The sequence below is a fragment of the Mycobacterium kyogaense genome, assembly GCF_036946525.1.
GTDB lineage: Bacteria > Actinomycetota > Actinomycetes > Mycobacteriales > Mycobacteriaceae > Mycobacterium > Mycobacterium kyogaense_A.
The window spans coordinates 59,613-78,069 of record NZ_JAQIIY010000014.1; the positions used below are offsets into that span (position 1 = coordinate 59,613).

Annotated in this window: 16 protein-coding genes and 2 pseudogenes; 10 read left to right on the forward strand and 8 right to left on the reverse strand. The window is 67.5% G+C overall.

Translation table 11 applies throughout. From position 1 onward, the window contains the following. Nucleotides 1-16: 16 nt before the first annotated feature. Entirely contained in the window at nt 17-328 is a 312-nt protein-coding gene (locus PGN37_RS12670) for an Asp23/Gls24 family envelope stress response protein (RefSeq protein ID WP_335331379.1), read from the reverse strand. Then, nucleotides 325-732, reverse strand: coding sequence for an Asp23/Gls24 family envelope stress response protein (locus PGN37_RS12675; protein ID WP_335331380.1), 408 nt, complete (start codon nt 730-732; stop codon nt 325-327). Before PGN37_RS12675 ends, PGN37_RS12670 begins: the two co-directional genes overlap by 4 nt. A gap of 175 nt (nt 733-907) precedes the next feature. On the opposite strand from PGN37_RS12675, the gene PGN37_RS12680 reads away from it, so the two are divergent. From PGN37_RS12680 to PGN37_RS12690, 3 genes are all read left to right on the forward strand, one after another. Further along, a complete protein-coding gene (locus tag PGN37_RS12680; protein WP_335331381.1) occupies nt 908-1,483 on the forward strand; it encodes an RNA polymerase sigma factor in 576 nt (191 codons plus the stop codon). Continuing rightward, nucleotides 1,474-1,911 carry a hypothetical protein gene (locus PGN37_RS12685; protein WP_335331382.1) on the forward strand — a complete coding sequence of 146 codons (438 nt, stop codon included), beginning with the start codon at nt 1,474-1,476 and terminating at the stop codon, nt 1,909-1,911. The genes PGN37_RS12680 and PGN37_RS12685 overlap by 10 nt, the downstream gene beginning before the upstream one ends. 78 nt (nt 1,912-1,989) lie before the next feature. After that, nucleotides 1,990-2,439 (forward strand): universal stress protein, encoded by a 450-nt coding sequence (locus PGN37_RS12690; RefSeq protein ID WP_335331383.1) that lies wholly within the window; start codon nt 1,990-1,992, stop codon nt 2,437-2,439. 48 nt (nt 2,440-2,487) lie between these two features. Here the strand turns inward: PGN37_RS12690 and PGN37_RS12695 are convergent, their stop codons facing one another. Further along, nucleotides 2,488-3,246 carry an isocitrate lyase/PEP mutase family protein gene (locus PGN37_RS12695; RefSeq protein WP_335331384.1) on the reverse strand — a complete coding sequence of 253 codons (759 nt, stop codon included), beginning with the start codon at nt 3,244-3,246 and terminating at the stop codon, nt 2,488-2,490. A gap of 108 nt (nt 3,247-3,354) precedes the next feature. On the opposite strand from PGN37_RS12695, the gene PGN37_RS12700 reads away from it, so the two are divergent. The 6 genes from PGN37_RS12700 to PGN37_RS12725 are packed head-to-tail and all read left to right on the forward strand — an operon-like array spanning nt 3,355 to nt 9,497. Then, nucleotides 3,355-3,654: a hypothetical protein gene (locus PGN37_RS12700; protein ID WP_335331385.1), complete on the forward strand. Its 300-nt coding sequence runs from the start codon at nt 3,355-3,357 to the stop codon at nt 3,652-3,654. A gap of 52 nt (nt 3,655-3,706) precedes the next feature. Continuing rightward, nucleotides 3,707-4,543, forward strand: coding sequence for a hypothetical protein (locus PGN37_RS12705; RefSeq protein ID WP_335331386.1), 837 nt, complete (start codon nt 3,707-3,709; stop codon nt 4,541-4,543). Between the two features lie 58 nt (nt 4,544-4,601). Then, on the forward strand, nt 4,602-6,542 hold the full coding sequence (locus PGN37_RS12710) for a fumarate reductase/succinate dehydrogenase flavoprotein subunit (RefSeq protein ID WP_335331387.1): 1,941 nt from the start codon (nt 4,602-4,604) through the stop codon (nt 6,540-6,542). Nucleotides 6,543-6,547: 5 nt separating this feature from the next. After that, complete coding sequence (locus PGN37_RS12715) at nt 6,548-7,303, forward strand: succinate dehydrogenase/fumarate reductase iron-sulfur subunit (protein ID WP_046361589.1); 756 nt, start codon at nt 6,548-6,550, stop codon at nt 7,301-7,303. Between the two features lie 4 nt (nt 7,304-7,307). Continuing rightward, nucleotides 7,308-7,733 (forward strand): hypothetical protein, encoded by a 426-nt coding sequence (locus PGN37_RS12720; protein ID WP_335331388.1) that lies wholly within the window; start codon nt 7,308-7,310, stop codon nt 7,731-7,733. 30 nt (nt 7,734-7,763) lie between these two features. Then, nucleotides 7,764-9,497, forward strand: coding sequence for an acyl-CoA dehydrogenase family protein (locus PGN37_RS12725; RefSeq protein WP_335331389.1), 1,734 nt, complete (start codon nt 7,764-7,766; stop codon nt 9,495-9,497). Nucleotides 9,498-9,754: 257 nt separating this feature from the next. Here PGN37_RS12725 and PGN37_RS12730 read toward each other — a convergent pair whose 3' ends face one another. Next, entirely contained in the window at nt 9,755-10,231 is a 477-nt protein-coding gene (locus PGN37_RS12730; protein ID WP_335331449.1) for a flavin reductase family protein, read from the reverse strand. A gap of 105 nt (nt 10,232-10,336) precedes the next feature. Here PGN37_RS12730 and PGN37_RS12735 point away from each other — a divergent pair. Further along, nucleotides 10,337-10,985, forward strand: a pseudogene (locus PGN37_RS12735) (GAP family protein). On the opposite strand, the gene pe reads toward PGN37_RS12735, so the two are convergent. The 4 genes and pseudogenes from pe to PGN37_RS12755 form a co-directional block, all read right to left on the reverse strand. Further along, entirely contained in the window at nt 10,982-12,100 is a 1,119-nt protein-coding gene (gene pe / locus PGN37_RS12740) for an acyltransferase PE (RefSeq protein WP_335331450.1), read from the reverse strand. The pseudogene PGN37_RS12735 and the gene pe sit on opposite strands and share 4 nt — an antisense overlap. A gap of 42 nt (nt 12,101-12,142) precedes the next feature. Continuing rightward, nucleotides 12,143-13,856 (reverse strand): annotated as a pseudogene (locus tag PGN37_RS12745) (AMP-binding protein). Nucleotides 13,857-13,927: 71 nt separating this feature from the next. Continuing rightward, entirely contained in the window at nt 13,928-16,927 is a 3,000-nt protein-coding gene (locus tag PGN37_RS12750; protein ID WP_335331390.1) for an MMPL/RND family transporter, read from the reverse strand. Nucleotides 16,928-16,960: 33 nt separating this feature from the next. Then, complete coding sequence (locus PGN37_RS12755; RefSeq protein WP_335331391.1) at nt 16,961-18,382, reverse strand: condensation domain-containing protein; 1,422 nt, start codon at nt 18,380-18,382, stop codon at nt 16,961-16,963. Between the last annotated feature and the right edge of the window lie 75 nt (nt 18,383-18,457).

The following is an 18,457-nucleotide window of genomic DNA, read 5'->3' on the forward strand; positions in this document are numbered from 1 at the left end:
ACTGCCGTTGTGAGCGTCAGTCCGTCGCAGGGACGTCGACTGCCGGGGAGTCGATTGTGATGACGTCCTCGACGGTGACGTTGACCGCCTGTCCGGGGAACTGACGGGCCACCGCCTCGCGGACCGCCGCCGCGGTCTCGCGGACCGGCGCCCCTTCCCGCACACTCAGGTGCACGTCGATGGCGGTGTCGCCGAGGCGGACTCCGTCCACCCGCCGTCCCGGCAGGTACGTACCGACCTCGCCGAACATGCCGCGATGCAGACCGGCGACACCCGGGGTGGCCAGCACGACGTCGGCGACGACGTCGGCGGCTTCGCGGCTGCTCATACGACGCGCAGATCGTCGGACGTGCGCTCGCGGTCCTCGGGGGTGACGTCGGCCTCGACGAAGACGTCGTGCACGGTGATGTTCACCTCGACCACCTCCAGGCCGGTCATCCGCTCGAGGGCGGCGACGACATTGCGCCGGATGCCGGTCGCGAGGTCGTTGATGGACACGCCGTACTCGACCACGATGTCGACGTCGACCGCCGCCTGCTTCTCGCCGACCTCGACCGACACGCCCTGGGCGTGATTGACAGAGGCGCCGGGGATACGGTCCCGCAGCGCACCGACCGCGCGGGTCGTGCTGCCGCCCAGTGCGTGCACCCCGTTGACCTCCCGCGCCGCCAAGCCGGCGATCTTCGCGACCACCGTGTCGGCGATCGTCGTCTTCCCGCGTTCCGTGCTCATGGCTGTCCTGCCTTCCTCGGCTTCTCGTGATGCTCTCACCAGTAGGTCGCGTGGCGACGGCCGATCCGAATCCCTGACTTATGTGTCACCGCCCACATCACGGTCACGCGGATGGCTAGGCTCGCGGCGTCATTCCGTTTCGCGTTGTGGATAGCCGAGAGGATCTGTTCAAGCGATGTCTGCCGGCGACCCCCTGGTCGAGGACGGTGTCGATGTCGACGACCGCGACCTGGCAGCCGCTGCTGCCGCCGGGGATCGCAGTGCCTTCGAGACCTTGATCCGCCGCCACGGACCCGCGCTGCATCGCTACGCCCGCCGGATGACGCGCGATGAAGCCGCTGTCCAGGACATCGTGCAGGAGACGTTCGTCGCGGCGTGGCGTCAGATCGAGCGGTTTCGCGGCGATTCGAGTCCGCGCACATGGCTGTTCGCTATCTGTTCGCGCAAGGTGGCCGACTCACACCGAGTGAAGCGGGCGATCCCCCTCGATGACCGGCTCCTCGACCCCGTCGACCCGTCCGCCTCCTCAGACCCGTTCGCCACGCTGTCGAACACGGAGTTCCTCGGGGCACTCGAGGAGGCGCTCGCCGAACTGCCGCCGCGGCAACGGGCCGTCTGGATGCTTCGCGAGGTCGAAGAATTGACCTTCCCGCAGATCGGGACGATCCTGGGTCTGAGCCCCGACGGGGCACGGGGGCATCATCACCGCGCACGAACCACCCTGCAACAGAGGCTGCAACGATGGCGATAGGCGATTACGACGTGCTGGCCCGGGCGTCCCGGGAACTGCGCGCGGTGCCCGAGCGTGGCTGGCCGGCCGTCGAACGCCGGGTCATCGAGGCCGTGCGCGCCATTCCTCGTTCCGGTTGGCCGGTGGCTGTGGTCGATCCCCGTCCCGGCCAGGTGCTCGGCCGCATCGAGGTCAGCGATCTCGTGGTGCGCGCCGCCCTGGCGCGCGGCGTGCGCTCGCTTCCCGACGTGAAGCTGGTCGAGATCGGCGTCACGGTCGACGACACGGTGCTGCGGGCGGTCCGTATCGCGGTCAGCGGCCGCTACGGCGCCGACCTGACTGCCACCGCGGAACGGGTCCGCGCGCAGGCCGTCGGGGTGATCACCGACGTCGTCGGTGACGCCGCAGGCGTGGAGATCGACATCGCGATCACCGACGTCCACCGCTGAGGTTCGCGTCGCTCATTCCGGGGTAGAAGTCGAGTGAACACTTGTACGCTCGATGGACGCCAGGGAAAGGAGCATCACGTGACCTCGTATCGGACCATCGTCGTCGGGACCGACGGCTCGGACACCTCACTGCGCGCCGTGGACAAGGCTGCGGCGCTGGCCGCAGAATCGGGCGCGCGCCTGATCATCGCGTCGGCCCACTCATCGAAACACCACGACGCCGCAGGACCGGACCCCGACCAGCCGCGCGGAGACGGGTACCGGACCGAGGGCGACGCGCCGGTCTACGGACTGCTCCGCGACGCCGCGGCACGGGCTCGGAAGGCCGGTGCGAAAACCGTCGAGGAACGCGCTGTGCACGGGGTGCCCGCCGATGCGCTCGTCGACCTGGCCGAGAAGGTCGATGCCGACCTCCTGGTGGTGGGCAGTGTGGGCATGAATTCGATGGTCGGCCGACTCGTCGGCTCGGTGCCGCGCATCGTCAAACGCAAGGCCAACACCGAGGTGCTGGTCGTCGAGACCGACTGACGTCAGCGCCAACGCGCTGTCACATTCAGCGCCAACGCGCTGTCACATTCAACGCCAGCGCGCGAGGATCTCCTTCGACCGCTCCGCCAGCGCCGCCTGCCAGAACGGCCCAAAACTGATGCGCGCCACGCCGAGTGGACCGTAGGACGCGGGATCGGCCTCGTCCGGTGCACCGATCGCGTTCACGGGCAAGGGCAGCTCGGACGTCAGCCGCTGCATCGTCTCCGGGCTGTGCAACCCCACCGGGTAGAGGACGTCGGCGCCGGCGTCGGCGGCCAGCCGCAGCCGGGCGATCGCCCGGTCCACCCGATCCGATTCGTCGCCGTCCTGGCGCAGGAACAGATCGGTGCGGGCATTGACCACCACGTGCACGTCCGACGCATCCGCCGCCGCGCGCAGCCCACCGACCAGTTCGGCGTGTTCCTCGGGAGTGCGGAGCCGGCCGCCCTCGCTGTGCACGGTGTCCTCGATGTTCAGGCCAACAGCCCCGACGCTGAGCAGCCCCTCGATCAGCCGTGTGGGCGCCTCGGCGTAGCCGGATTCGATGTCCACCGACACCGGCAACTCCGTCGCCGCAGTGATCTGGGCGACCCGGGTGAGCAGATCGTCGAACGTCATGCCCTCGTTGTCTGACTTTCCGACCGAATCGGCCACCGGGTGGCTGCCCACGGTCAGCGCCTCGAACCCGGCATCGGCCGCCAGGCCCGCCGACCACGCGTCCCACACCGTCGGCAGCACCACCGGATCGCCGGGCCGGTGCAGCGCCAGCAACGCCTCCGCGCGGGCCTTAAGCAGGTCTTGCGTCATTGCTACCTCCATGCATCAAAGTGATCTGTCTCACGCCATTACTGGGTGATGTGGCTAGCATCGAATGCGTACTGTGATGCACGACACCCTTCAGCCCAAGGAGGTCACTTGTCCACCAGCACCACCGAGCTCGCCGAGCTTCACGATCTGATCGGGAATCTGCGGCGTTGCGTGACATCGCTGGCGTCGCGATACGGGGACAGCCCTGCCACCCGTCGCATCGTCAACGACGCCGAACGCATCCTCAACGATATCGATCGCCTCGATATCGACGCCGAGGAACTGGAACTCGCGCGCGGTCTGTCCCGGCATCATCACGCCGGCGAGCGCATCGCGATTCCGGATACCCAGTACGACACCGATTTCTGGCGCGGGGTCGACGACGAGGGTCTCGGCGGAACCCGCTGAGCTCGGGGCCGGCCGGACAAGTCTGCCCAGAAAACTTCATCGAGAGGGAAATGTGAGCGCACCCACCGCCGACCGCAAGGCGACCGGCGTCTTCTCCCCAGGCCGAGCCCAGATCGCGGCGCGCACCCTGCGCACCGACAACTGGCTCAAGTCGCCGATCGTCACGGACCTGGGGTTCGCCGCGTTCATCATCTACGCGACGGTGCGTGCGTTCATGCGCGACCACTTCTTCGTCGAGCAGTACCACTACCTCACGCCGTTCTACTCACCCTGCCTGAGCAAGGCCTGCGGCGAGGCCAGCGAGTTCTGGCCGCAGATCCTGCCCACGTCGGGGCCGCTGTCGCTGCTGCCGTACGCGCTGCTGTCCCTGCCGTTCCTGCTGCTGTTCCGGATCACCTGCTACTACTACCGAGGCGCCTACTACCGCTCGGTGTGGCAGTCGCCGACTGCCTGCGCCGTGGCCGAACCGCACGCCAAGTACACCGGTGAGACGCGCTTCCCGCTGATCCTGCAGAACCTGCACCGCTACTTCTTCTACATCGCGGCGCTCATCTCGCTGATCAACACCTGGGATGCGATCAAGGCCTTCCACTCCGAGGACGGCCCAGGCGGATTCGGCTTCGGCCTCGGAAACGTCATCCTCGTGATCAACGTGGTGATGCTCTGGGTGTACACGATCTCGTGTCACTCCTGCCGTCACGTCGCCGGCGGCAGGCTCAAGCACTTCTCCAAACATCCGGTCCGGTACTGGATGTGGACGCAGATCAGCAAGCTCAACACCCGGCACAAGCTCTACGCCTGGGTCACGCTGGGCACGCTGATGCTCACTGACTTCTACGTGATGCTGGTGGCCAGCGGGACGATCTCCGATCTGCGGTTCGTCGGCTGAGAAGCGCACGCGCACAGAGTTTTACGGATTTTCGACGATCAAGGACGAGTGAGGGTTGATGGCTTCGCACGAAGCACAGACAGAAGCAGAGATCGAACGGCACGAGTACGACGTCGTCGTCATCGGCGCCGGCGGGGCGGGACTGCGCGCGGTCATCGAGGCCCGGGAACGGGGTCTGCGCGTCGCGGTGGTGACCAAATCGCTGTTCGGCAAGGCCCATACGGTGATGGCCGAGGGCGGCTGCGCCGCGGCGATGCGCAACGTCAACACCAAGGACTCCTGGCAGGTGCACTTCGGTGACACCATGCGCGGCGGCAAGTTCCTGAACAACTGGCGGATGGCCGAGCTGCACGCCCAGGAAGCCCCCGACCGGGTGTGGGAACTCGAGACCTACGGCGCGCTGTTCGACCGCACCAAGGACGGCAAGATCAGCCAGCGCAACTTCGGTGGCCACACCTACCCGCGGCTGGCCCACGTCGGTGACCGCACCGGCCTGGAGATCATCCGCACACTGCAGCAGAAGATCGTCTCCCTGCAGCAGGAGGACAAGCGCGAACTCGGCGACTACGAGGCGCGCATCCGGGTCTTCCACGAGGTCGCCATCACCGAGCTCATCAAGGACGGCGACAAGATCGCCGGCGCATTCGGCTACTACCGCGAGACTGGCGACTTCGTCCTGTTCGAGGCGCCCGCGGTGGTGCTCGCCACAGGCGGAATCGGCAAGTCCTACAAGGTGTCCTCCAACTCGTGGGAGTACACCGGTGACGGGCACGCGCTGGCGCTGCGGGCCGGCTCGTCGCTGATCAACATGGAGTTCATCCAGTTCCACCCCACCGGGATGGTCTGGCCGCTGTCGGTGAAGGGAATCCTGGTCACCGAGGGCGTGCGCGGTGACGGCGGAGTGCTGAAGAACTCCGAGGGCAAGCGGTTCATGTTCAACTACATCCCCGACGTCTTCAAGGGCCAGTACGCCGAGTCCGAAGAAGAAGCCGACCAGTGGCTCAAGGACAACGACTCAGCGCGCCGCACCCCTGATCTGCTGCCCCGCGACGAGGTGGCCCGCGCGATCAACACCGAGGTCAAGGAAGGCCGCGGCACCCCGCACGGCGGCGTGTACCTCGACATCGCCTCACGCATGACGCCCGAGGAGATCAAGCGCCGCCTGCCCTCGATGTACCACCAGTTCATCGAGCTGGCCGAGGTCGACATCACCACCGACGAGATGGAGGTCGGACCGACCTGTCACTACGTGATGGGCGGGATCGAGGTCGACCCCGACACCGGTGCGGCTGCGACACCCGGGCTGTTCGCCGCCGGTGAGTGCGCCGGCGGTATGCACGGCTCCAACCGGCTGGGCGGCAACTCGCTGTCCGACCTGCTGGTGTTCGGCCGCCGCGCGGGACTCGGCGCCTCCGACTACGTGCGCGCGATGTCCGAGCGACCGGCGGTGGCGCAGGACGCTGTGGACAAGGCCAAGGACATGGCGCTGGCGGTGTTCGACGGTCCGGCCGACGGCTCCTCGCAGGAGAATCCGTACACGCTGCAGCTGGACATGCAGGACACGATGAACAACCTGGTCGGCATCATCCGGAAGGCCGACGAGATGCAGGAGGCCCTCGACAAGCTGCAAGAGCTGCGGGACCGCTACAAGCGAGTCAAGGTCGAGGGCGAGCGCAAGTTCAACCCCGGCTGGCATCTGGCGATGGACCTGCGCAACATGCTGCTGGTCAGCGAATCGGTGGCTAAGTCCGCGATCACCCGCACCGAGAGCCGTGGCGGCCACACCCGTGACGACTTCCCGACGATGGACGCCAGCTGGCGCAATCACCTGCTGGTCTGCCGCTCCGAGGGCGACGATCCGGTGGTACCGGACGTCGGCGTGTCCAAGGAGCGTCAGCCCACGATGCGGACCGACCTGCTGGAGACCTTCGAACTCTCCGAGCTCGAGAAGTACTACACCGACGACGAACTCCTCGAACATCCGCAACGGAAGGGTTGAGCCACATGGGTGCCTATAACGCGAAGATGCGTGTCTGGCGCGGCGACGCCTCCGGCGGCGAACTGAAGGACTACACCGTCGAGGTGAACGAGGGTGAGGTCGTGCTCGACATCATCCATCGCCTCCAGCAGACCCAGACCGGTGACCTCGCGGTGCGGTGGAATTGCAAGGCCGGCAAGTGCGGATCGTGCTCGGTGGAGATCAACGGCCGTCCGCGCCTCGCGTGCATGACGCGCATGTCGACCTTCGGCGAGGACGAGACCGTCACGGTGACGCCGCTGCGGACGTTCCCCGTGATGCGTGACCTGGTGACCGACGTGTCCTTCAACTACGAGAAGGCAAGGGAGATACCGTCGTTCACGCCGCCGAAGGATCTGCAGCCCGGTGAGTACCGGATGGCGCAGGAGGACGTGAACCGGTCGCAGGAGTTCCGCAAGTGCATCGAATGCTTCCTGTGCCAGAACGTCTGCCACGTCAACCGTGACCACGAGGAGAACAAGCTCGCGTTCTCCGGTCCCCGGTATCTGATGCGCCAGGCCGAGCTGGACATGCATCCGCTCGACACGCACGGTCATCGCGCCGAGCAGGCCCAGGAGGAGAACGGCCTGGGCTACTGCAACATCACCAAGTGCTGCACCGAGGTGTGCCCGGAGCACATCAAGATCACCGACAATGCGCTGATCCCGATGAAAGAGCGTGCGGCAGACCGCAAGTACGACCCCGTGGTGTGGCTGGGCAACAAGCTGTTCAGGCGGAAGTAACGACGTGACGGACGGCCGGGCTGTCGCGGGGTCGATCTCGACGACGGACAGCGTGGCCGTCGCCGGGTCGATCGGCACCGTCAACAGTGCGGCCGTCGCCGGATCGATCGGCACCGCGGGCAGCGTCGGCGTCGCCGGGTCCGTGGGCACTGCAGGCAGCGCCGCCGTCGTGCGGGCGATCGGGACCGCGGGCAGCGCAGGTGTCGCCGGCTCCATCGCCACGGCCGGCAGCGCAGCGATCGCCGGGTGCGTGCTCGCAGTGCTCTGCATCGCCTGCCGGGGCTGTCTGGCCTGCCTCGCGTGCGTGGACTGCGCGCGCTGCCGAGCCTGCGTCGGGTGCGTCAGCTGTGACGACTGCATCGGGTGCGTGGGCTGCGTGAACTGCACCGGGCTGCGCAACGCCGTCGGACTTCGCGACGTTCACGCCTGACGGACAGTCGGGCGCGCTACGTTGGCACGCATGCCGATTGCGCGCCTGCTCAACCCCCACACCTTCGACTCCGACCGGCTCGACGCGGAGTCGCGGCGCCAACTGCAGGCGCTCATCGACTGGTTCGAGGAGCGCGGCAAGACGCGGCTGCTGCGCGACGACCTCGACGCGGCCTGGGTGTCGGACTTCCTCGACTTCGTCAAGCGTGAGCGCCTGTTCGCGACGTTCCTGACACCCTCGGAGTTCGCAGGCGGCGATCCCGACAAGCGGTGGGACACCTCACGCAACGCCGTGCTCAGCGAGATCCTCGGCTTCTACGGGCTGTCCTACTGGTACGCCGAGCAGGTCACGATCCTCGGCCTCGGCCCGATCTGGCAGAGCGACAACGTCAAAGCCAAGGAGAAGGCGGCAGCACTGCTCGAGGCTGGCGAGGTGATGGCGTTCGCGCTGTCCGAGCGCGAACACGGCGCCGACATCTACAACACGGACTTGGTGCTCACTCCTGCGGCAGACGACGACGAGGGCGTGCTGTTCCGGGCGTCCGGGGAGAAGTACTACATCGGCAACGGCAACGTGGCCGGCATGGTGTCGGTGTTCGGGCGGCGCACCGATGTCGACGGCGCCGACGGCTACGTCTGGTTCGTCGCGGACAGCTCACACGAGAACTACGAGCTGATCGGCAACGTCGTGCACGGCCAGATGTTCGTCAGCACGTTCGCTCTGCACGACTACCCGGTCTACGACGAGGACATCCTGGTCACCGGGCCCGACGCGTTCTCCGCCGCGCTCAACACCGTCAACGTCGGCAAGTTCAACCTGTGCAGCGGCTCGATCGGCATGTGCGAGCATGCGTTCTACGAGGCGATCACCCACGCCAACAACCGCATCCTCTACGGCAATCCGGTCACGATCTTCCCGCACGTGCGGGCCAGCTTCGTCGACGCCTACGCCCGCATCCTCGCGATGAAGCTGTTCAGCGACCGCGCCACCGACTACTTTCGCAGCGCAGGCCCAGACGACCGCCGCTACCTGTTGTTCAACCCGGTGACGAAGTCGAAGGTGACCTCCGAAGGCGAAAAGGTCGTCACGCTGTTGTGGGACATCCTGGCCGCCAAGGGTTTCGAGAAGAACACCTACTTCAGCCAGGTCGTCCGCCTGATCGGTGCGCTGCCGCGGCTGGAGGGCACCGTGCACGTCAACGTCGCACAGATCCTCAAGTTCATGCCGAACTACATGTTCAACCCGACCTCCTACCCCGAGATCGGCACGCGCGACGACCCGGCCGACGACGTGTTCTTCTGGTCGCAGGGCCCCGCCCGTGGCGCCTCGAAGGTGCAATTCGCCGACTGGACGCCGGTCTACGAGCGACATGTCGGCATCGGCAACGTGGGTCGCTTCTACGAACAGGTGACGACGTTCAAGGAGTTCCTGACCACGGCAGCACCTGACGCGGCCCAGCAGAGCGATCTGGACTTCGTCCTCGTCGTCGGCCACCTGTTCTCGTTGGTGGTCTACGGCCAGCTGATCCTGGAGCAGGCCGAACTGACCGGCCTCGACGCGGACCTGATCGACCAGATCTTCGACGTGATGGTCCGCGACTTCTCCGCCTACGCCGTCGCGCTGCACGGAAAGCCCAGCTCGACCGAGGCGCAGCAGGCGTGGGCGCTGGCGGCGATCCGTAAACCCGTCACCGACCCGGCGCGATTCGATCGGATCTGGGATGAGGTGGCCGCCTACGACGGCGCCTACCAGATGAATCCCTGAATGAACCGTAGCCGGTATCAGACTCCGGGAGTACGCTCGCAGCCAGCAGCCAGTCAGCGTCGAAAGGCAGCGTCGTGTCTTTACATCAACCGTTGAGTGTCAACGACATTCGAACAGCAATCCGTGAGATCAGCAGCCGGGCGGACCTTGCGCGGCGGGAGGGCCGGACGGCTGATGCCGCCGAACTCGACCAGCGTGTGCGTCACTACCGCGAGGAACTGAGCGCCCGGCCCTGAGCCCCTTCGGGCCGCATTGGGTCAGGCGCCCAGCCGCCGGAACGTACTCCGGTGGAACACGATGGGCGCCACCTCCGGGTGCACGGTGAGCCGGCTGACCCGCAAGACCACGATCGTGTGATCGCCGGCGGGCACCTGCTGCTCGATGGAGCTCTCCAGCCACACGCTGGTGCCCTCGATGAACACCGCACCACGTTCTGTCGACGCGGTCTCCAGCCCGGCGAACCGGTCACCGGTCTTGGCGGCCAGGGTGCGCGCCGCCGCGTCGTGCGCCTCGCCGAGCACGCTGATACCGAGATAGGGGGCGTCGACCAGGCGCGGCCATGTGGTCGAGGTGTTCTGGACGCAGAACGACACCAGCGGCGGGTCGAGGGACACGGGCACGAACGTGCTGGCCGCCAACCCGACCCGGGTGCCGTCCACCTCCGCCGCGATCGCGATGACACCGGTCGGGAAATGGCCGAACGCTTCCCGTAGCGACGATGGACTGAGGTCCATGTCCGCGTGTCGTCTGCTCATCGCTCCCATCTTCACACGTGTCCACGACGCGACGCCACGATGAGAATCCGGCTGAGTACAACTCCGCGGTAAGTTGACGCCATCATGTGGATTCCGCTCCTGCTGATGGCTCTTGCGGTCAGCCTCGAGCCGTTTCGGATCGGCATGACGGTCGTGATGGTCAACCGCCCGCGACCTGCGCTGCAGCTGCTGACGTTCCTGGCCGGCGGGTTCCTGATGGGCACCACGGTGGGGTTGGTGGTGCTGTTCGTGCTGCGCCCCGCGCTGGATTCCGCGCGATTCACCCTGCCCGTCGTGCAGATCGTCGTGGGCGCCGTCGTGCTGGCCAATGCCGCGCTGATCGCCGCCGGGGTGCTCGGGCGGATGCCCGCCACCGACGGGCCCGTCATGGTCCGCGTCCGGCGCCTACTGGGCGGGCGTTCGCTGTGGATCGCGGGCGGCGCGGGCCTGGGCATCGCGTTGCCATCAGTCGATTACCTTGCGGCACTGGCCCTGATCGTGGCATCCGGCGCCGAAGCGTCCGTCCAGCTCGGCGCGCTGATCATGTTCAACGTGGGTCGCGTTCGCGCTCGTCGAGCTGCCGCTGCTGGCCTACCTGATCGCCCCTGACCGCACGCGGGCCGCGCTGATGTCCGTGCACGAACGCATCCGAGCGGGCGGCCGGCGGGCTGTCGCCGCGCTGGTGGCCGCCGTCGGAGGCGTCCTCGTCGTGGTGGGTCTGGCCGGGCTCTAGCCCTGGTGGTTGACCACGTACTGCAGCCCGGCGAGCAGCTGGGACACCGGATCCGAGCCGCCGCCGAACGCCGCCTGGGTCGCCGGCGCGGTCACCGCGGCCGGGTCGTACCCGTTCACCGGGTCGACCGTGATCGGCGCGGTCGCCGGATCGTCGTTGCGGGAGTACCCGGCGTCGACGTAGGGCTGTAGCACCTTGTCGAGTTCGATCAGCGTCTTCTTGTCCACCCCGAGGTACTTGAACGGCAGCACCAGCGGAAGGTGTTCCTCGGGGATCATGAACGTCGTCGTCTTCGCACCCCGGGAGTTCACCGTCGTCCGGATGTTCTGCGGCGGCACGTTGCTGGGCGTGGTGAACGCGACGGCGGTGTGCCCGGTCGCCAGCCCGACGATCGCGTTGGCCACCGACATCCAGTTGTCCGGCCGGTCGGGCCAGTCCGCGATGCTGTCGTAGGCCGAGACGAATTGATAGGTGTCGTACTGGCTTTCCACCGGCGCCGGGATGCGGTAGTCCAGGGAGGGCACCACGCTGCCGACGGGGAAGTTCTGGGTCAGGAAGCTCTCTCCGAAAGCGTGCCTGCCCACCGGATCGCCGTACATCGCGAAGCTCAGCTGATCCGGCGGCGGCGCGGCCGGGTCGTAGGCCAGTTTGGCCTGGACGTCGTTGAGCACCATCGCGCCCTCGGACAACCCGATCGCCGTGCCCTGCCCGCCCTGGCGTACTGCGTTGACCACGTTCGGGGTGCCGATGTCGACCGACTCGCCGATGCTCGGGCCGTCGAGCCCGAGGCCCGGGACGAAGCGTTCCCCGAACGCGCCGATACCGGGGAACAGCCGCTCCAACGTGTGGCCCTGCACCTGTCCGGCGGGATAGTCGACGATCTGGCGCTCGAGCCCCGGGAACCAGTCGGCGCCGGTGCGCATGATGTATTCGTCGTACGGGATGCCGAGCACGTGCGCGCCGCCCAGCGCGTAGGCCCGCCCCGGCGTCCCGAGCACCGGCGCGCCGGGCGGGGGCGGCGGTGGCGGCTCGTCTGCGCTCGCGATGCCCGCGCCCAGACCACCCGCCACCCCGACCGTGATGAGTGCCGTGATCGACGCCCACGCTCTGCGCATGATCACGGCCGGACCAGCCTCGGCGTTCTCTCGTTGTGACACTCAGGCATCCAATCGTTCGAACTGATCGGCCCGGTAGTGCTCCACGCAGGCCGCGCGGCGCACCTTCCCGCTCGTCGTCGTCGGGATCGAGCCGGGCGGGTACCAGCACCAGATCTTCGACGCTGAGCCCGTGCACTGTCGAGATCGCTGATGTCACAGTGCTTTTGACCTCATGCAGATCTTCTGGCTTCTTGAGCTCGATGACGGTGACCAGCTTCTCGGTACTGTTCACCGGCACCGCGATCGCGGCGACCCTGCCGCGGGTGATCTCCTGGACGGTGGCCTCGATGTCCTCGGGATAGTGGTTGCGGCCACGGATGATCAGCAGATCCTTGATCCGGCCGACGATGAACAGCGAACCGTCGTGGACGAATCCGAGATCGCCGGTGCGCAGCCACGGTCCGGTGGGGGTGCCGGGTGAGGGCTCACTGACGGTGGCACCGAAGCACTGCTGTTCCTCGGCGGTGCGACTCCAGTACCCGGCGGCCACGTTCTCACCGCACACCCAGATCTCGCCCACCACGTCGGACGGGCACTCCGCACCCGTGTCGGTGTCGACGATGCGGAGGATCGGCGACTGCGGCACCGCATAGCGAATCAGCGCGGAACCCCCTGTCCTGCAGCGCTGAACCCGGCCTGCCGACAATTCGTCGGTGTCGAACCGGTCCACCACCGCCGAGTCGTCCCACACTCCCGACGCGACGAACACGGTGGCTTCGGCCAGACCGTAGGAAGGCCGCAGCATGTCGTCACGGAAGTTGAAGTGCGCGAAGCGATCCGAGAAGCGGGCGAGGGTACTCGGATCGACGCGCTCGGCGCCGTTGATGATCCCGGCGACGCCGCCGAGGTCGAGACCAGCGAGCTGAGCGTCGGTGGTCTTGCGGGCGGCCAGCTCGAACGCGAAGTTCGGCGCCGCGGAGAACGCGTTCTTCGCGGTGGCCAGTGCCCGAATCCAGCGGGCCGGTTGTTCGAGGAACGCGACGGGGCTGGTGAGGTCCGCGGGGAAGCCGCCGAGGATCGGCGCGCACACCCCCAGCACCAGGCCCATGTCGTGGTAGAAGGGCAGCCACGACACGACCGTCAGGTCGGGCATCTGGCGTGCCCCGAGCAGACTGCGCATCAACTGCTCGAAGTTCGACGACAAGTTGCGGTGCGAGATCATCACCCCGGTGGGCAGCCGCGTGGACCCCGAGCTGTACTGCAGATAGGCGGTTTCGGGTGTCTCGGCCGGTGGACTGAACACGGCGCCCTCGGCGCGCGGGTCGATCGCGTCGACGTGCAGCAGCGTCGGGACGGGGTCCAGCTGTGACTGCTCGACGTAGTCACGGACGTCGGCGGAGACGGCCGAGGTGGTCAGCACGACCGCGGGCGTGGTGTCGTCGAACACCGCGCTGACGCGGTCGTGGCTCGAACCGCGATGCGGCAGCGGCAGCGGCACGGCGATGAGCCCGGCCTGCATCGCGCCGAGGAACGCCAGGATGTACTCGAGACCCTGCGGCGCGAGAATGACCGCCCGATCACCGGTGGCGCCGTGCGCGGCGATCTCGGCGGCCACGCTCATCGTCCGCCGCGACAACTGCGACCAGGTCAGGGTCTGCGCGCGGCCCGCGGGGTCGTCGGTGTAGTCGGTGAACGTGAACGCGGCGCCGTCGGGCCGCAGCGCGGCCCTGCCGTGCAGCATCGACAGCACAGACGACAGTCCCGTGTGCGTCATGATCTCAACCCCCGACCGACCGTCGTCGTAGTGTCACACAACGCGCCCGTCGGCGCGAAACCTCGGCCACGTCAGCTCGCCTCCACCTTCTCGCCGGAGGGCGCCTCCCTCTGAACCCGCGACGGCCACCAGTTGGCCCTCCCGACCAGCGCGGCGATCGCGGGCACCGTGATGGTGCGTACCACGAAGGTGTCGAGCAGGATGCCGACGCCGATCACGAAACCGCCCTGCACGACGATGCCGATCGACGAGAACAGCAGCCCGCCCATCGACGCCGCGAAGATCAGGCCGGCCGCCGTGATCACCCCGCCCGTCGACCCCAGCGTCCGGATCACGCCGAAGCGCACGCTGTGCGGCGATTCGTCCCGCAGCCGGGACACGAACAGCATGTTGTAGTCCGCGCCGACCGCGACCAGCACGACGAACGCCAACGGCGGGACCGTCCAGTGCAGCGGTTGGTCGAGGAGGTACTGGAACGTCAGCACCCCGATGCCGATCGCCGCGAAGTACGAGAGCACCACGGACGCAACGAGATACAGCGGCGCGATGAGGGAGCGCAGCAGCACCATCAACGTCAGCAGCACGATCACCAATGTGACCGCGATGATGAACCGGATGTCGCGCTCGTAGTAGTCACGGGTGTCCCGCAGGGCGGCGGGATAGCCGCCCATCGAGATGGTGGCATCCGCCAGCGTCGTGTTGGGTTGCGCGCCGCGCGCGACGTCGTTGATCGCGTCGACCTGGTCCATCGCCCCGGGGCTGAACGGATTGAGCTTCGTCTGCACCAGGTAGCGCGCCGAGTGGCCGTCGGGCGAGATGTACGCCGCGGCCGCCTTCTGGAACTCCGGGGCCGCCAGCACCTCGGCCGGGATGTTGAAACCGGCCATCGACGAGGCGGCCGCGTCCTTGCGCATGGTCAGCAGGAACGTCGACGCCTGATCGAGGCCCGCGGCCAGGACCTGGATCTGCTCCACCAGCTGGTCCACGCCGCCGGCCACCTGCCGGCTGCCATCGGCGAGCCGATTGGCGTTGCGCTGCAACTCGTTCACGCCCGAGCGCGCCCCCGAAGGGCTGTCCAGACCGAGATCGGAGATGGTCTTGGTGAGCTTGGTGAACATGGAGTTGAGCTGGTTCACCGTCGAGGTGAGATTTCCCTTGTCGTCGACTCCCTGCAGCTGGCCGGCCAGCTGGTTGATTTCGTCGACGCGGCCGTCGTTGCGCGCGTCGGCGAGCTTCTGGAACTGCGCGCGCGTGTCGACGCAGGACGGGTTGGCATCGCAGACGGCGTTGCCCTGCAACGCGGTCAGCACCGGCCCGATCCAGGCGAACATGTCCTTGACCGCACGGAAATTCACGCCCATCGACAGCCCGAGCTTGTTCACGCTGTCGACGAGCTTCGCGGCGGTCGCCACGTCGCGGACCAGCTTGTCACCGCCGTACTGGACGCGGATCGAGGACATCGTGTCGAGCAGGCCCTTCAGGCTCGGGGCGATGTCGTTGACCTGGGTGCGCACCTCGCCGAGGCTGTCGGCCAGCGTGTCGGCGCCGCCGGAGAGCCGGTTGAGATCACCGCGGCGCTCCCCGATCTGCGCCGCACCGTCGGCGAGCCGGTCACCGACGATGCCGGCCTGGAACGTGGCCCGGAACTCCGGTGGCACCTCACCGAGCGGGCGGGTGACGCCACTGACCAGCCCCACGTTCGGGAGCTGGGCGATGCGTGAGGCCATCTGCTCGAGATCCGCCAGCGCGGCGGGCGAGCGCAGATCGCGCGGCGATTGCACCAGCACGTACTGCGGAATCGACTGGCTGATCGGGAAGTGGCGCTCCAGCGCGGCGTACCCGACCGAGCTCGGCGCCGACGGGGAGACCGCCTTGCGGTCGTCGTAGTTGAATTTCGCGAACCCGGCCGCGCCGGCCAGCAGCACCAGCACCAGCACGCTGGCGATCAGGTGCGGCACCGGTCTGCGCACGATCCGGATGCCTGAGCGCCGCCACATCGGTGCCGTCAGCTCGCGGCGCGGCCCGATCCAGCCGCGCGGCCCGGCGAGCACCATGATCGCGGGCAGCAGCGTCAGCCCGGCCAGGAAGGCGATCGCCACCCCGATCGCCGCGGAGACGCCGATCGTCTTGAACACGCCCATGGTCGCGAAGCTCATCGCCAGGAACGTGATGCCGACCGTGGTCGCCGACGCGGTGATCACCTTGCCGATGGAGATCATCGCGCGCGTGACGGCGTCGTCGACGGAGGCGCCTTCGCGGATGTAGTCGTGATAACGGCTGATCAGGAACACCGCGTAGTCGGTACCGGCGCCGGCGAGGATGGCGCTGAGGAACACGATCGACTGGTTGGACACCCCCGCACCTGTCAGGTGCGAGTAGCCGGCGACCACGCCCTGGGCGATCAGCACCGAGGCGCCGATCGTGATCAGCGGCAACAGCATGGTCAGTGGATTGCGATAGACCACCAGCAGCACCGTCAGCACCAGGATCGCGATCGCCAGTTCGATGGGCAGCCGGTCCTGCTGGCCCGCCACGGTCAGGTCGGCGACCGTCGCCGCGGGTCCGGTGACGTGCACCGTCAGGGGGCTGCCGCGCGGCGGCGCGGCATGTGAGATGACGTCGGTGACGCGGTTGAACGACTCGTAGGCACGCGGGGTGCCCAGCTCGCCGACCAGCGTCACCGGCAACACCCAGGTGGTCTTGTCGTCGCTGGTCAGAAACTTGCGCAGCTGAGGCGTGCTGACGAAGTCCTGCACCGACACGACGTCGGTGACGTCGTCGCGCAGCGCGTCGACGACCTTGCGGTAGACGGCCTCGTCGGCCGGGACCAGTCCGGACTCGTTGATGAACGCGAGGACGAGCAGGTTGTCCGAGCCCGGCTCCTTGAACGCGTCGGCCATCTTCGTCGCGGTGACGCTCGACGGCGCATCCGCGGGCAGGATCTGCAGCGGATGCTTCTGTGCCATCTCGTTCAGCGACGGGAAACTCAGCGGCAGGGCCACGGCCAGGGCCACCCAGACGGCGATCACCGCCCAGGGAAAGCGCACCACCAGACCGGCTAGCCGCCCCATGTCGTCACCCCCGAACCCTCGCCGTGCCCCACGCTAAGCGACGCGTCCCCACTGGCCGCTGTCGGCGACCCGCGTCGCCACCGATTTCATCGCCGCCATGTAGCGGTCGACCGATTTGGCGGCGACCGCGTTGTCCGGATGCATGATCGCCATGGCCGTGCCCTCGCCGTACCGGAAGATGTAGATCGTCAACTGGTAGGAGTACCGGCCGTCGGGGTAGATGCCGATGTTGTCGGCGAGCCCCATCTCACCGGCCGCGAGGATCGCGTTCATCGGTGCCGCGCCGCCGTGCAGGAAGTTCGTCACCGGGAAGTTCGCCTGCGGCCACCGCAGCCAGGGCGCCAATTCGAGCACCCGGTAGTAGGGCACCTTCGCCATCGCCAGCCCGGCGTCGAAGGCCGACTGCGCCGACCAGGCCGCGTCGGTGAACGACGCCGCACCGATCGGCACGACGATCGGGATCAAGCCGGTGAACCAGCCCTGGGTCATGAAGTTGTCCGACGCGCTGCGCGAATCGCGTGGGGTCAACCCGTAGTACGTCAGCGCACCCGTCAGCTCGTGCTCGACCTGCGCCAGGCAGGCGAACAGCCCGCCGACGAACCGCGCGCCCGCGCCGGCGCAGGCCGCTTCGAAGCGGTCGGTCTGCGCGCTGTCCATCAGCAGCAGCGAGGTCATCGTGCTGCGCGTGGACTGCTCCGGATCGCCGAGCGGCAGCGGGAACTCCGGGAAGCCGTCGGCATTGTTCTCGGCGAAGTCGAGCCACGCCGCGACGCCCGGCGAGTCGGTGGTGAGCTCATCGGTGAACTGCCGTTCGCGCACGCAGAAGTCGTCGAAACTGCCGGCGTCGGGCAGCTGCAGCGCCTGCCCACCCACGCTGAGCGCCGAATACATGCCGTTGGCTTCCATCATCGTGGTGCCGATCAGCGTCGCGTCGCCGTGCACGTGGTCCATCGAGGCGAAAAAGCTGAAGTGGTCATCGCCCTGGATGACGCCGAACGTGAAGCAACCCCACTCCAGCGGGCTGGGGATGTCGATGACGTGCGCGTGGATCTGCTCGATCGTCATGTGGCCGTGCTCGACGGGAACGAATTCGATGTCGGCCGAATCGGTGAGAGCGTGCCGGATGAACTGGCCGTCCTCGGCCGGGGCGAACCAGCTGCGGAAGGTGTCGTGGCGCCGCAGATAGTTGTTCACCGCGTGGTCCATCGCGGCGATGTCGCACTGGCCGGCCACATCGCAGCTCGCGATGATCTGGCGAGAGAAGTTGAGCCCGGCGGCGTCACGTTCGCGGTAGTTCCGCAGATGCTGGCCCTGCATGTAGCTGACGGGAACCGCGCTGACGGGGGCTTGACGCGCCTTCTCGATCGAGGCCTTAGTCGGGTGCCAGGAGGTGACCGAGCCTGGGGCGACCGACCATTCGTCGAGTGCGCCAACCGTGATCTTGCCGATGCGCACTTGCGCCGTCCTCCCCATTGACCAAGATCGAACAATGACGTTCGGGTGACATTGTGCACGATGATCGCGCTAATC